This is a genomic window from Sphaerisporangium sp. B11E5, assembly GCF_039871875.1.
Taxonomy (GTDB): Bacteria; Actinomycetota; Actinomycetes; order Streptosporangiales; family Streptosporangiaceae; genus Sphaerisporangium.
Window position 1 is genome coordinate 72,653 of the sequence record NZ_JBDPMD010000025.1, and the last position, 14,030, is coordinate 86,682.

Sequence of the window (14,030 nt, forward strand, 5' to 3'; positions counted from 1 at the left end):
GGGACGGAAAAGGGCTGGGGTCAGCGGGAGCGGGTGGGGATCTCGAACCAGACGGCCTTGCCTTCCTTGGTGGGGCGGGAGCCCCAGCGGCGGGCCAGCTGGTCCACCAGATAGAGGCCGCGGCCTCCTTCGTCGTTCTCGCCGGCGCTGCGGATTCTGGGGAGGCGGAGGTCCTGGTCGAAGACTTCCACCCAGATGGACTCCTCGCCGCGGCGGAGGCGGAGGGTGAACTCCTTCTCGTTGACCATGTCGGTGTCCAGGCCGGGGACGTCCCAGGACTCGTCGAAGGGGAGCGGGGGGCCGTCCATCAGGACGAGTTCGCGGCGGGGGGCGCTGGAGCTGGCGGCGTGGAGGACGACGTTGGTGACCACCTCGGAGACGAGGAGGCAGGCCAGCTCGGCGCGGTCGTCGGGGACGCCCCAGCCGGCGAAGGCCTCTGAGGCCATGCGGCGGGCTTCGCCGACCATGATGGGCTGGGCGGGGAAGGTGCGTTCCTCGTAGGGGAGCTCCTTGGCGGCGGAGCGGATGACCAGGATGGCCATGTCGTCGTCGATCACGCCGGGGACGGCTTCTGTGGCGGCGTCGGCGATGCGTTCCACGGTGTCGGTCGACACCTTGGCGACCTCTTCGCGCAGGACGTGCAGCATCTCGTCGTAGCCGACCTGCGGGTCGCCGGACTCGCGGGCGGGGCGGCGGTCGAGAAGGCCGTCGGTGTACAGCAGGAGGGCGGCGCCGGGCGGGAGCACCCGGGTCTCCTCCTTGTACACGAGGTCGGCGTGCATGCCCTTGGCGCTGACGCCGAGCGGCTGGCCGACCTCGGAGATGTCGAGCTCGGTGACGCCGCCGTCGACGATCAGCAGCGGCGGCGCGTGGCCGGCGTTGGCGAACGAGAGCTGGCGGGACCAGGCGTCGTACACGAGGTACTGGCAGGTGACGATGGGCGGGACGCCGACGTCGAACTCGTCGTCCTCTGGGGCGGCGACGATGCGGGTCCACTCGTCCAGCCGGGCGAGGATGTCGGCGGGCGGCTTGTCGTCCTGGGCGAACGCCCGCAGCGCGGCCCGCAACTGGCCCATGACGGCGGCGGCCTTGGCGCCGCGTCCCTCGACGTCGCCGATGACGATGCCGACCCGGCCCGCGGACAGCGGGATGACGTCGTACCAGTCGCCGCCGACCTGGGTCTGGATGCCCTGCCCGTGGGAGGCGAGCGGCGCGGCGGGCTCGTACCGGACGGCGATCTCCAGCCCGTCGAGCTGGGGCAGCGCCCGGGGCAGCAGGTACTTCTGGAAGGACTCGGCGGTGTGCCGCTCCTCCTCGAACAGCAGCGCGTTGTCGATCGCGATGGCGACGCGGGTGGCGATGGCCCCCACGAAGTCGCGGTCGAAGGCGTCGTAGTGGGGTGACCGGCGGTCGGTGAGGTTGGACAGGCCGAGGTACATCAGCCCGAGCGTCTCGCCCCGGGCGCACAGCGGCGCGACGATGGCGGACGTCATGCCGATCTCGCCGCACAACCTGCTGCTCGCCTCGCTGGCCGAGGGGTAGCTGCTCTGCGCGAAGTCCTCGACGAGGATGGTCTCCTGCCGCCGCAGCGCGATCTCGGCGTAGTGGCCGGGCGGGTAGCGGATGTCGGAGCCGACGGGCTTCCAGGTGCCCGGCGGCGGTGTCCAGCCCTTGACGTGGGTGGAGACCTTGCGGATCAGCCGGTCGCCCTCGTTGAGCTCGATGAAGCAGTGGTCGGCGAACTGCGGCACCAGCATCTCGGCGACGCGGTTCAGCGTCTCGCCGACGTGCAGCGACCCGGCGAGGCGTTCGCCGATGCGCTCCAGCAGCCCGAAGCGGTCCTTCTCGCGCTCGTTGCTGCGCATCGCCTCACGGGCGGTGATGACGACGCCGGTGACCGACCCGGAGGAGTGGCGCAGGGGGACGGCCTGGGCACGGACGTAGATGATGGTGCCGTCCGCGCGGGAGACGTCGAAGGTGCCCTCCCAGACCCCGCCCTTGAGCACGTGCTTGGCGAGCTCGACGGCGAGGGGGTGGTCCTTCTCCATGATCCCTAAGGACAACGCGGCCTGCTCGGAGCCCGCCGGCCGCTCGGCCCTGCCGAACAGGTGCTCGGCGAACGGGTTCCAGTACAGGACGTTGCTGAACCGGTCGGTGACCACCACCGCCATCTCGGCGTGGTCGAGCACCGTGCCGGCCGTGAGGTGGTCGGCCGTGTCCTGCGAGAGGTCGCCCCATCGCTTCATGGCGCGACCGCTCTAGGGGAAGCGAGAACGATCACGTGTGCTCCTGCGGCGGTTGCGACGGCACGGTGCGGGACGCCTGGACGGGCCGGGCCGCACTCATGGTGCACCTCGGAACCGGGGGAACCCATGGCGGGAATCAACCAAGAACGCCGTGGGCCGTCAGCGCCTCGACACGAAGACGTGCGCGGCGACATCGCGCGGGATGTTCGCGGGAGTCCTGTCCGCTTCATCGTCACCTGTCACCCGTACACCGTCGTCGCTCGCCGCGAGCGTCACCTCGCGTCCGGGTTGTATCCCAACTTGCTTGAGTTTAAGCATCACGGTGGGATCACTTTGCACTTGTTCGCTAATTCGCCGCACCACCACGGGCAGGTCGCCGGAGCCCACGAGATCGAGCATGGCGGCGATGGTCTCGCCCTCGGCCTTGTCGGGCTCGATGACGCCGAGCTCGTCGAGGCCGGGGATGGGGTTGCCGTGCGGGCAGACGACGGGACTGTCGAGCAGGCTGACCAGGCGGCTTTCCACCGACTCCGACATGACGTGCTCCCAGCGGCAGGCCTCGACGTGGACCTCTTCCCACGGCAGGCCGATCACCTGGGTGAGAAGGCACTCCGCCAGGCGGTGCTTGCGCATCACCCGGGTGGCGAGGGTGCGTCCGAGATCGGTCATGGTGAGGTGGCGGTCACCCTCGACCCGGACGAGTCCGTCGCGCTCCATGCGAGCGACCGTCTGGCTGACCGTCGGACCGCTCTGCTGAAGGCGCTCGGCGATGCGCGCCCGCAGAGGCACGATGCCCTCTTCTTCCAGCTCGTAGATCGTGCGGAGGTACATCTCCGTGGTGTCGATCAGGCCGTGTGCGGTCAAGGCTCCTCCCCTCCCGATATCCCGATGCTACGTCCAGCTCCGGGGTGGAAAGCCGCGTGCGAGCAGGCGGAGGGACGGTCTCCCCAGAGACATGGTCTCGACGTCCGAACAGAGCTTACGCAGACCGACTGACAGAACCGGTCGAGCAGGCGGGCGGCAGCGGCGCCGGGAGGACGTGATTCCAGTGCCTAGCATCTCACTCTTCGGCGCCGGCGTCGCGCGTATGTCCAGAACGTGATCATTGATCCGCGTCATCCAGCCGCCGCGTGAGGCGCTCCTGCGCGTCGTACCGCCGGAACGCGGGGACGGCGAGCCCGACGACCACCACGAGCACCGCGCAGACCAGGCCGCCGCCCGCCCAGGCGGGCACCAGTCCGAAGGCGCTCGCCGTCGCCCCGGCGCGCAGGTCGCCGAGGCGCGGCCCGCCCGCCACCACCACCATGAAAACGCCTTGCATGCGCCCGCGCATGTCGTCGGGGGCGTAGGTCTGCAGGATGGTCTGCCGCCAGACCGCCGACACCAGGTCCAGGGCGCCGCCGACGGCCAGCAGCGCGACCGCGAGCCAGAGCTGGTCGGTGAACGCCGCCGCGGCCACGGTCAGCCCCCAAAGGGCGATCACCCAGGTCAGGGCGAGGCCCTGGCGCCGCACCCGGCCGACCCAGCCGGACAGCAGGCCGGCGGCGACCGACCCGATGGCGATGCTGGCGGAGAGCCAGCCGAACGCCACGGGGGACCCGCCGAACCGTTCCGCGGTCAGCTCGGGGAACAGGGCCCTCGGCAGCGCGAACGCCATGGCGATGATGTCCACGACGAACGACATGAGGACCACGGGGTGCCCGCCGATGTAGCGCAGGCCGTCGATCACCGAGCGCAGGCCGGGGCGCACCACGTCGCCGATGGGAGGCAGGCGCGGCAGCCGCAGGGCGGCGTAGAGGCCGGCGCCGAACAGCACGGCGTCGACCAGGTAGGCGGTGGCGTACCCCGACTTGGCGAGCACGACGCCCGCCAGCAGCGGCCCCGCCACCGAGCCGGCGCTGCTGACCAGGAAGTTGAGCGTGTTGGCCGCCGCGACACGTTCGGGCGGCACCAGCCGGGGGATGATCGCCCCGCGGGTCGGGGAGGTGACCGCGAAGCCGGTGGACTGCACGGCGATCACGATGATGATGAACAGCACGTTGTCCACGCCGGCCCAGGCGTGCAGCAGCAGCGCCAGGGTGGCCGTCCAGGCGACCAGCGAGCCGGTGATCAGCAGCCGGCGCCGGTCCACCGCGTCGGCGATCGCGCCGCCCCACAGCCCGAACACCACCAGGGGGATGAGGTTGGCCGGGCCGAGCAGCCCCACCCACAGGGATGACTTGGTGATGTCGTACACCTGCGCGCTGACCGCCACCGCGGTGAGCTGGAAGCCGATGAACGAGACGCCCTGCCCGACCAGCAGCCTCCGGTAGGCGGGGATCCGCAGCGGACGGGTGTCCACGGCGACGCGTCTCAAGCGTGACTGGACCCCCGGCATTCCCCCACCTCATGCGCTCCGGACAACGTGTCGGACTCTGGGATAACTCCGGCACCTTACCCACACGGCCTGAGGTGATCCCCGTCAGGGGGCGAGCCGCTCCACGACCCAGGAGTCACCGGAACGGCGGTAGCGCAACCGGTCGTGCATGCGGTCCACCTGCCCCTGCCAGAACTCCACCTCGGCCGGCGTCACCCGGAAGCCGCCCCAGAACTCCGGCATCGGCGGCTCCTCCGGCCACCGCTCCTCGAGCTGGCGGTACCGCTCGTCGAGCTGCTCGCGCGAGGGCACCACCGCGGACTGCCGCGACGCCCACGCGCCGATGCGCGAGCCGTACGGACGTGAGTGGAAGTACGCGGCCGACGCCTCGCGCGGCAGCCGTACCACCGGCCCCTCCACGCGCACCTGGCGGCGGAGCGGGTGCCAGGGGAACACCAGGCCCGCGCGCGGGTTCTCCGCGAGGTCGCGCCCCTTGCGGGACTCGTAGTTGGTGTAGAAGACGAAGCCCTCCTGGTCGTACCCCTTGAGCAGGACGGTGCGGGCGCTCGGCCGCCCGCCCGCCGAGGCGGTGGCGAGGATCATGGCGTTCGGCTCCGGCAGGCCGGCCTCGACGGCGTCGGCGAACCAGGACGCGAACTGCGTGACCGGGTCGGGGGCGAGGTCGGCCTCACGCAACGGCCTGCCCTCATATGTACGGCGAAGCCCGGCGAAGTACGGCGGGCTCGATGCGGCATCCACAGATCGGTATTCTCCCGCCTCCCGCCGGGATCACGACAGCACCCCCCACCTGCGCCGATCCCCTTCCGGCGGGTCCGGGGGCGGAGCACTCACGTCAAGGGGGTTGAATATGACCCGCCGGTATCTCGACATCAAGGCTTTGACTTCAGGAAAGGGAGGCGGCCGCGAATGTCCGACTTCAAACCCGGGCTGGAAGGCGTAGTAGCGTTCGAGACCGAGATCGCGGAACCGGACAAAGAAGGGGGCGCCCTTCGCTACCGGGGCGTCGACATCGAAGAGCTGGTCGGCCGGGTGTCCTACGGGCACGTCTGGGGCCTGCTGGTCGACAACAAGTTCCAGCCGGGCCTTCCCCCGGCCGAGCCGTACCCCATCCCCGTCCACTCCGGTGACATCCGCGTCGACGTCCAGAGCGCCCTGGCCATGCTGGCCCCGGCCTACGGCTTCCGGCCGCTTCTCGACATCGACGAGGCACAGGCCCGCGAGGACCTCGCGCGTGCCTCGGTGACCGCGCTCTCGTTCGTCGCCCAGTCCGCCCGCGGCCTCGGCCTGCCCATGGTGCCGCAGGCCCGTGTGGACGAGGCCCGCACGATCGTCGAGCGGTTCATGATCCGCTGGCGCGGTGAGCCCGATCCCAAGCACGTCAAGGCCATCGACGCTTACTGGACCTCCGCCGCCGAGCACGGCATGAACGCCTCCACGTTCACCGCCAGGGTCATCGCCTCCACCGGCGCGGACGTCGCCGCGGCGCTGTCGGGCGCGGTCGGCGCCATGTCCGGCCCGCTGCACGGGGGCGCCCCCGCCCGCGTCCTGCACATGATCGAGGAGGTCGAGCGCATCGGCAGCGCCGAGACCTACGTCAAGCAGGCGCTGGACAACGGCGAGCGGCTGATGGGCTTCGGCCACCGGGTGTACCGGGCCGAGGACCCGCGGGCCCGCGTGCTGCGCCGCACCGCCCAGGAGCTCGGCGCTCCCCGGTACGAGGTCGCCGTCGCCCTGGAGAACGCCGCACTGGCCGAGCTGCACGCCCGCAAGCCCGACCGGGTGCTCGCCACCAACGTGGAGTTCTGGGCCGCGATCATGCTGGACTTCGCCGAGGTGCCCCCGCACATGTTCACCTCGATGTTCACCTGCGCCCGCACCGCGGGCTGGGCCGCGCACATCCTGGAGCAGAAGCGCACGGGCAGGCTGGTCCGCCCCAGCGCCCGCTACGTCGGCCCTCCGCAGCGCTCGATCAGTGACGTGCCCGGCGCCGACGAGGTCGTCGGCGCCTTCTGAGGTCCCCTCGGCCGGTGCCTCGCATACCGGCCGGCCCCTCCTCCCGCCCCGCAGGCGAGCCTGCGCGCACGCCCCCCGACAAACGGCCCGCAGCCCAGGTTGCGGGCCTTCCGGCGTTCCAGGGCCCCTACCCGGCGATTTCTTTACCCCGGACGCGCATCTCAGGATCCGGACCGGAGGCATGAGCACCGGCGGGCCTCACTACGCTGGATGGGTGGCTGACATCGTGATTCCCGCTGAAATCAAGCCCGCGGACGGCCGTTTCGGTTCCGGGCCTTCGAAGGTACGCCCCGAGCAGCTCGCCGCGCTGGCCGAGACCGGTGCGAGCGTGATGGGCACCTCCCACCGGCAGAAGCCGGTGCGGGCCCTGGTGCGCCGGGTCCGCGAAGGGCTCACCGAGCTGTTCTCGCTGCCCGAGGGGTACGAGGTGGTGCTCGGCAACGGCGGCACCACCGCGTTCTGGGACATCGCCGCCTTCGGGCTGATCAAGGAGCGCTCCCAGCACCTCAGCTTCGGTGAGTTCTCCTCGAAGTTCGCGGCCGTCGCCGCCAAGGCCCCGTGGCTGGCCGACCCCAGCGTGATCAAGTCCGAGCCGGGCACCCACCCGCTGCCGCGGGCCGAGGAGGGCGTCGACGTCTACGCGCTGACGCACAACGAGACCTCCACCGGCGTGGCCATGCCGATCGAGCGGGTCGGCGGCGACGACGCGCTGGTGCTGGTGGACGCCACCTCCGGCGCGGGCGGCCTGCCGGTGCGCGCGTCGGAGTTCGACGTCTACTACTTCGCGCCGCAGAAGAGCTTCGCCTCCGACGGCGGCCTGTGGCTCGGCCTGTTCTCGCCGCGCGCCCTGGAGCGGGTGTCCGAGATCGCGGCGACCGGGCGGTTCGTGCCGGAGTTCTTCAGCCTGCCGACGGCGATCGACAACTCCGCCAAGGACCAGACCTACAACACCCCGGCGGTGGCGACGCTGCTTCTGCTGGCCGACCAGCTCGACTGGATGAACGGCAACGGCGGCCTGGCCTGGACCACCTCCCGCACGGCGGACTCGGCGTCCCGGCTGTACACCTGGGCCGAGAAGACGTCCTACACCACGCCGTTCGTGGCCGACCCGGCGCAGCGGTCCAACGTGGTGGGCACCATCGACTTCTCCGACGAGGTGGACGCCGCCGAGGTGGCGAAGGTCCTGCGGGCCAACGGCATCGTGGACACCGAGCCGTACCGCAAGCTCGGCCGCAACCAGTTGCGCGTCGCCATGTTCCCGGCGGTGGACCCGGCCGACGTCGGGGCGCTGACGGCCTGCGTCGACCACGTGGTGGAGCGGCTCTAGGGACGGACGCCGGCCCCGGCCCCGCGAGGGCGTACGGGGCGGCTAGGGCGCGGGCGGGGGCACCCAGCCGGGGCCCCCGACGTGCTTGTGGCCCGCGGTGCGGCGGGCCAGCTCCTCCAGCAGGCGCAGGGCGTCGTCCAGGTCGACGCTCTGCGCGAAGCACGACAACACCGGGGCGCGGTCCGTGGTCTCGGCCAGGGCCTCCAGCATCACGGCGGTGACGTGCTCGTCGCGGGAGAGGCGGGCGGAGTAGCGGAACGCCTTGCGCTCGGCCGTACGGCTGAGCAGCCCCTTCTTGACCAAGCGCTCGGCCACGGTCTGGACGGTGGTGTAGGCCAGTAGCTTGTCGGCGTCGGCGTTGAGCACCCCCTGGAGCTCACGCACGAGCATCGGACGCGTGGAATCCCAGAGCACCTCCATGATGGCGCGCTCTAATGATCCCAGATTATGCACTCTCATATTGTCCCTCAGGCGTCCCCGTCACGACTAGTTAAGTTGCGTATCGCCTGGGTTTGAGATAGTAACCGAGGATTCATCACTTCTGCTGTCGAATATCCCATATCGGGGGAATTTCAGGTCGCCGCCTGCCGCCTCCGGCGGCGTAGCGTCCAGGCGGCCAGCACCCCGCCGATGAGCCCGAAAAGGTGCCCCTGCCAGGAGATTCCCGCCTGACCGGGCAGCACCCCCTCGATCAGCGAGTAGTACACCGCGGCCACGACCAGTCCGAGCACGATGTCCAGCAGGTGCCTGTCGAACAACCCCCGGGTCACGACATATCCGAAATAGCCGAAGACGAGGCCGCTGGCCCCCACCGTCAACGCCCCCGGCGTGCTGAAGAACCACACCCCGAGCCCGCTGACCAGGATGACGATCAGGCTCGCCGCCAGGAACCGGCCGATGCCGCGCAGCGCGGCGAGGAACCCGAGGATCGCCAGCGGAACGGTGTTGGCGATGAGATGGGCGAATCCCGCGTGCAGGAAAGGCGCCGCGAGAATGCCCGGCAGGCCGTTCACGTCGTGGGCGATGATGCCGTACTGGTCGAGCCGCAGTGACAACACGTAGTCGGCGATCTCCAGTGCCCACTCGGTGGCCACGAGCATCATGACGACGACCGCCGCGCCGAGCGCCCCTGTGAGCAGGCCGACGACACGCCGCTTGACCGCGTCGCCGGAGGATCGGCCGGCCGGCGCCAGCCGCGTGGCGTAGTCGCCCATGGTTATCGTGGTTTCCCTTCGCGCCGGGCCGCACGTCACTCCGCAGGCCCGCCTGGAACGTGCTTTGCCCTGCCTTTACCGTACGCGATCGGTGTTTAACCTGTGCCCGGCCGGAAAGACGAAAAGGCGCGTGCGGGCCCGCCGGCCGCACGCGCCTGGTGAGAGGCTCAGCCCCCCGTCACTCGCCCGTCCACTTCGGCGGGCGCTTCTCGGCGAACGCCGCCGCGCCCTCCATGGCGTCCTTGGAGCCGAACACCGGGTTGACGACGCCGGCCTGCTTGGCGAACATCTCGTCCTGCGACCAGTCCGCCGACTCCACGACCAGCCGCTTGGTCGCCAGCAGCGACAGCGGCGCGTTGGCCGCGATCCGCCCCGCGATCTCCTTGGCCGCCGCCAGCGCCTCGCCGGCGGGGGTGACCCTGTTCACCAGCCCGAGCTCGTACAGCCGCGCCGCGGAGTAGTGGTCGCCGGTCAGGGCGATCTCCATGGCCACGTGGTACGGGATGCGGCGCGGCAGCCGCAGCACGCCGCCCGCCGCGGCGACCAGGCCGCGCTTGGGCTCGGGCAGCCCGAACTTGGCCTCCTCGGACGCCACCACGATGTCGCAGGACAACACCAGCTCGAAGCCGCCCGCCAGGGCGTAGCCCTCGACCGCCGCGACCACCGGCTTCTTCGGCGGGTTCTCGGTGATGCCGCCGAACCCCCGGCCCTCCACGTGCGGGAAGTCGCCGGTGAGGAACGCCTTCAGGTCCATGCCGGCGGAGAACGTGCCGCCCGCGCCGGTCAGGACGTACGCCGAGACGTCCTTGCGCTCCTCCAGCTCGTCCAGCGCCGCGACCACGCCGCGGGCCACCGCGCCGTTGATGGCGTTGCGCACCCGGGGACGGTTGATCGTGATGACGGCGATGCCGCCCTCCACATCGACGAGTACCTCGTCAGACACCCGTGTACCTCCGTTCGGTCCGTTCGCGCCGGCTCACTTGGGCTGGAAGCGGATGCCGCCGTCGAAGCGGATGACCTCGCCGTTCATGTAGTCGTTCTCGATCAGCGCCCGCACCAGGTGGCCGAACTCCGACGCGCGGCCCATGCGCTTCGGGAACGGCACCGGCGCCGAGAGCTTGGCCTTGAACTCCTCGGCCTGCGGCCCCGAACCGTAGATCGGGGTGTCGATGATGCCGGGGCAGATGGTGAGCACCCGGACGCCGATGGCCGCGAGGTCGCGGGCCGCGGGCAGGGTCATGCCGATGATGCCGCCTTTGGAGGCGGAGTAGGCGACCTGGCCGGTCTGCCCCTCGATGCCGGCCACCGAGGCGGTGTTGACGACGACGCCGCGTGCGCCGTCCGCGTCGGCGGGCTCGGTCTTCGCCATGGCGGCGGCGCCGATGCGCATGAGGTTGAAGGTGCCGATCAGGTTGACGTCGATCACCTTGCGGTAGCTGGCGAGGTCGTGCGGCGAGCCGTCGCGGCCCACCGTGCGGGACGCCCACCCGATGCCGGCGCTGTTGACCACGGCGCGAAGCGGCCTGCCGGTCGCCACGGCGGCCTCCACGGCCGCCTGCACCGAGGCCTCGTCGGAGACGTCCGTGTGCACGAAGACGCCCCCGAGTTCGTCGGCCAGAGCCTTGCCGCGCTCGGTGTTCAGATCGGCGATCACGACGGTCGCGCCGATGCCCGCCAGCTCGCGCGCCGTGGCCTCGCCGAGGCCGCTGGCGGCGCCTGAGATGATTGCTGCTGCTCCGTTCAGGTCCATAACCTGGACCCTAACGTGCCAACCGAACGAAGTTCTACTGGGAGTGCCTCAAATCTCCGCGGAGATGGCGGCGTCCACGTCCGGGTAGACCTTGATGCGGCGGTCGAGACCCGTCGTGCGCAGGATGCGTGCCACCGGCGCCTGTGGCGCGGCCAGCGAGACGCCGCCGCCCTCACCCGTCGCCAGCCGCCACGCCTCGATCAGCACCGACAGGCCGCTCGAATCCATGAACGACAGCTCGCCCAGATCGAGAACCAGCCTGCTGCTGTCCTGCTTGATGGCGTCGCGCACCTCGTCGCGCAGGAACGGCGCGGTGAACAGATCAAGCTCGCCCTCGACAGCGACGACGACGGCGTCCCCGAACGCACGCCGCGCGAGCCGCAGCTTCATGTGGAACCTCCTCGCGGGCCCACTTTACTTCGCCTACACCGTGCCAGAGGTCACCCAACCACAAGACCGTGGGTTCTCACCACAGCGCGACGGCGCGGCGTTTGACGTGGACGGTCAAGAACGGCCGGCGGGCACCGAGAAGCCGAACGGCAACTCCAGGCGGTGCGCGGCCAGCAGATCGGCATCGGACAGGATGTCACGGGTCGGGCCGTCCGCCGCGATCACCCCGCCGGACAGCACCAGGGAGCGGTCGCACAGCTCCAGCGCGTACGGCAGGTCGTGCGTCACCATCAGCACGGTGACGTCCAGGGAACGCAGGATCTCGGCCAGCTCGCGCCGTGCGGCCGGGTCCAGGTTGGACGACGGCTCGTCCAGCACGAGGATCTCCGGTTCCATCGCCAGCACCGTGGCCACCGCCACCCTGCGGCGCTGCCCGAACGACAGGTGGTGCGGCGGGCGGTCGATCACGTCCGGCAGCCCGACGCGGTCCAGCGCCGCGCGGACCCTGCGGTCCAGCTCCTCGCCGCGCAGCCCGAGGTTGGCCGGGCCGAACGCGACGTCCTCGCGCACCGTGGGCATGAACAACTGGTCGTCGGGATCCTGGAACACCAGGCCCACCCGCCGCCTGATCTCCGCCAGGGTGTCCCGCCGCACCGGCAGGCCCGCCACCTCCACCGTGCCGTGGCCGGCGGTGAGGATGCCGTTGAGGTGCATGACCAGCGTCGTCTTGCCGGCGCCGTTCGGGCCGAGCAGCGCGACCCGCTCCCCCCGCGCGATGCTGAGGTCCACGCCGAACAGCGCCTGCGTGCCGTCGGGGTAGGCGTACGCCAGCTCGCTGACGCGCAGGGACGGCGGGGCCGGGTCGGGGGTCACAGGAGGCTCCAGGAGAGTGCGGCCGCGGCCAGGGCGGCGGCCGGGAGGACGGCGGCGGTGCGCCAGTCGCGGGCCGTGGCCCGCAGGTCGTGGATCACCGGCATCTCGCCGGTGTAGCCGCGGCTCAGCATGGCCAGGTGGACGCGCTCGCCGCGTTCGTAGGAGCGGATGAACAACGCGCCCGCCGAGCGGGCCAGCACCGGGGCCTGGCGCAGGTCGCGGGCGGCGAAACCGCGCGACTCCCTGGCCACCCGCATGCGGCGGGCCTCGTCGAGGATCACGTCCATGTAGCGGAGCATGAACATCGCGATCTGCACCAGCAGGGAAGGCAGGCGCAGGCGCTGGGCGCCGAGCAGCAGCATGCGGGGCTCGGTGGTGGCGGCGAGCAGGATGCTGGCCACCACGCCGAGGGTCGCCTTGGCGAGGATGTTCCACGCGGCCCACAAGCCCGCCACGCTCAGGGACAGGCCGAGCACCTGCACCCGCTCCCCGAGGCCGATGACCGGCAGCGCCACCGCGAACAGCACGAACGGCACCTCGACGGCCATGCGGCGCAGCACGAACCCCGCCGGCACGCGGGCCGCCGCCGCCACCGCGGCGAGCAGGGCGGCGTGGACGGCGAACGCCCAGAATGCCTCACGGGGGGTGGCGACCACCACCACGGCGAACGCGGCGACGGCCACCAGCTTGCACTGGGGCGGCAGCCGGTGGACGGCCGTGTCGCCGTGCCGGAACAACCGGTGGTGGTGCCCCCCGCCCATCAGGCCTTCGCCTGCTCACCGTCCCGGCTGCGCCGCCGCACCGCCGTGAAGATCGCTCCGCCCGCCGCGACCGTGATGGCGACACCCGCCACGCCCGCCAGGCCGACCGCCAGCCGCTCGTTCCCGACGCCCTTGACGCCGTAGTCGGCGAAGGGGGAGCCGCCGAGGGGGTGGTCGCGTTCCTGGGCGTTGAGGCCCTTGTCGCCGGCGACCTTCTCCAGGCCGTCGGGGCTGCTCGATGCGTAGAAGGAGACGAAGCCCGCGAGGACCAGGGCGACCAGGGCGCCGCCGGCGAGGAGGGGACGCAGGCCGGCCTTCTTCCGGGCCGGTTCCTCGGTGGCGGCGACCGCGGTCTCGCCGCCCGCGGTGCGCAGGACCAGCGGGGCGGTGAGGCCGCGTGCGCCGTGGACGAGGTCGGGGCGGACGGCGAGGACGCTGCTCACCGTGAGGGCGGTGATGAGGCCCTCTCCGATGCCGATGAGGACGTGCACGCCCCCCATGGCCGCGGCCACGGCGCCGACGTCGATGGGGGCGGTGCCGCCGATCCAGAAGAGCAGGGTGAAGGCGAGGGCGGCGGCCGGCACGGAGACCACGGCGCCGGCGAACGCGGCCATCGGGACGGCGGACCTGCGGGGGACGACGCGCAGGACCAGCCGGAACACCGCCCAGCCGACCGCGGCCGTGACGATGGCCATCAAGGTGATGTTGACGCCGAGCGCCGTCAGCCCGCCGTCCGCGAAGAAGAACCCCTGGACCAGCAGCACCACGGCCACGCACAGGACGGCCGTGTACGGCCCCACGAGGACCGCGGCCAGTGTGCCGCCGAGAAGGTGCCCGCTGGTGCCCGCGGCGACCGGGAAGTTCAGCATCTGCACGGCGAAGACGAAAGCGGCGACCAGACCCGCCATCGGGGCCGTGCGGTCGTCCAGCTCGCGCCTGGCATTCCGCAGGCAGACGGCGACCCCCGCCGCCGCCACACCACCCGCGGCGAGGGAGACCGCCGCGTCGAAGAAACCATCAGGTACGTGCACGAGAATCCTCCGGTGACCGATTCACTGGTCACTCTAGGCCATGCCCTA

Annotated in this window: 14 protein-coding genes; 2 read left to right on the forward strand and 12 right to left on the reverse strand. The window is 71.3% G+C overall.

Annotated elements, in window-relative coordinates:
• Positions 1-20: 20 nt before the first annotated feature.
• The 4 genes from ABGB17_RS22270 to pdxH form a co-directional block, all read right to left on the reverse strand.
• Positions 21-2,246, reverse strand: coding sequence for a SpoIIE family protein phosphatase (locus tag ABGB17_RS22270; protein ID WP_347632530.1), 2,226 nt, complete (start codon positions 2,244-2,246; stop codon positions 21-23).
• A gap of 159 nt (positions 2,247-2,405) precedes the next feature.
• A complete protein-coding gene (locus tag ABGB17_RS22275; RefSeq protein ID WP_347632532.1) occupies positions 2,406-3,110 on the reverse strand; it encodes a metal-dependent transcriptional regulator in 705 nt (234 codons plus the stop codon).
• A 238-nt stretch (positions 3,111-3,348) separates the two neighbouring features.
• Positions 3,349-4,602: an MFS transporter gene (locus ABGB17_RS22280; RefSeq protein ID WP_347632534.1), complete on the reverse strand. Its 1,254-nt coding sequence runs from the start codon at positions 4,600-4,602 to the stop codon at positions 3,349-3,351.
• A 105-nt stretch (positions 4,603-4,707) separates the two neighbouring features.
• On the reverse strand, positions 4,708-5,361 hold the full coding sequence (gene pdxH, locus ABGB17_RS22285) for a pyridoxamine 5'-phosphate oxidase (RefSeq protein WP_347632536.1): 654 nt from the start codon (positions 5,359-5,361) through the stop codon (positions 4,708-4,710).
• A 168-nt stretch (positions 5,362-5,529) separates the two neighbouring features.
• Between pdxH and ABGB17_RS22290 the strand changes: the two genes are divergently transcribed.
• Entirely contained in the window at positions 5,530-6,636 is a 1,107-nt protein-coding gene (locus ABGB17_RS22290) for a citrate synthase 2 (RefSeq protein WP_347632538.1), read from the forward strand.
• Between the two features lie 181 nt (positions 6,637-6,817).
• Positions 6,818-7,963, forward strand: a complete 1,146-nt coding sequence (gene serC, locus ABGB17_RS22295; protein ID WP_347632540.1) for a phosphoserine transaminase — start codon at positions 6,818-6,820, stop codon at positions 7,961-7,963.
• 42 nt (positions 7,964-8,005) lie between these two features.
• Here the strand turns inward: serC and ABGB17_RS22300 are convergent, their stop codons facing one another.
• The 8 genes from ABGB17_RS22300 to ABGB17_RS22335 form a co-directional block, all read right to left on the reverse strand.
• Positions 8,006-8,422 (reverse strand): BlaI/MecI/CopY family transcriptional regulator, encoded by a 417-nt coding sequence (locus ABGB17_RS22300; RefSeq protein ID WP_347632542.1) that lies wholly within the window; start codon positions 8,420-8,422, stop codon positions 8,006-8,008.
• Between the two features lie 113 nt (positions 8,423-8,535).
• Positions 8,536-9,177 carry a rhomboid family intramembrane serine protease gene (locus ABGB17_RS22305; protein WP_347632544.1) on the reverse strand — a complete coding sequence of 214 codons (642 nt, stop codon included), beginning with the start codon at positions 9,175-9,177 and terminating at the stop codon, positions 8,536-8,538.
• A gap of 178 nt (positions 9,178-9,355) precedes the next feature.
• Positions 9,356-10,120, reverse strand: coding sequence for a crotonase/enoyl-CoA hydratase family protein (locus ABGB17_RS22310; RefSeq protein ID WP_347632546.1), 765 nt, complete (start codon positions 10,118-10,120; stop codon positions 9,356-9,358).
• A 33-nt stretch (positions 10,121-10,153) separates the two neighbouring features.
• Positions 10,154-10,927, reverse strand: coding sequence for an SDR family oxidoreductase (locus tag ABGB17_RS22315; RefSeq protein ID WP_347632548.1), 774 nt, complete (start codon positions 10,925-10,927; stop codon positions 10,154-10,156).
• Positions 10,928-10,975: 48 nt separating this feature from the next.
• Positions 10,976-11,317: an STAS domain-containing protein gene (locus tag ABGB17_RS22320; RefSeq protein WP_347632550.1), complete on the reverse strand. Its 342-nt coding sequence runs from the start codon at positions 11,315-11,317 to the stop codon at positions 10,976-10,978.
• Positions 11,318-11,431: 114 nt separating this feature from the next.
• Positions 11,432-12,190: an ABC transporter ATP-binding protein gene (locus ABGB17_RS22325; protein WP_347632552.1), complete on the reverse strand. Its 759-nt coding sequence runs from the start codon at positions 12,188-12,190 to the stop codon at positions 11,432-11,434.
• Complete coding sequence (cbiQ, locus tag ABGB17_RS22330) at positions 12,187-12,951, reverse strand: cobalt ECF transporter T component CbiQ (RefSeq protein WP_347632554.1); 765 nt, start codon at positions 12,949-12,951, stop codon at positions 12,187-12,189. Before cbiQ ends, ABGB17_RS22325 begins: the two co-directional genes overlap by 4 nt.
• On the reverse strand, positions 12,951-13,982 hold the full coding sequence (locus ABGB17_RS22335; protein ID WP_347632556.1) for an energy-coupling factor ABC transporter permease: 1,032 nt from the start codon (positions 13,980-13,982) through the stop codon (positions 12,951-12,953). Before ABGB17_RS22335 ends, cbiQ begins: the two co-directional genes overlap by 1 nt.
• Positions 13,983-14,030: the final 48 nt, after the last annotated feature.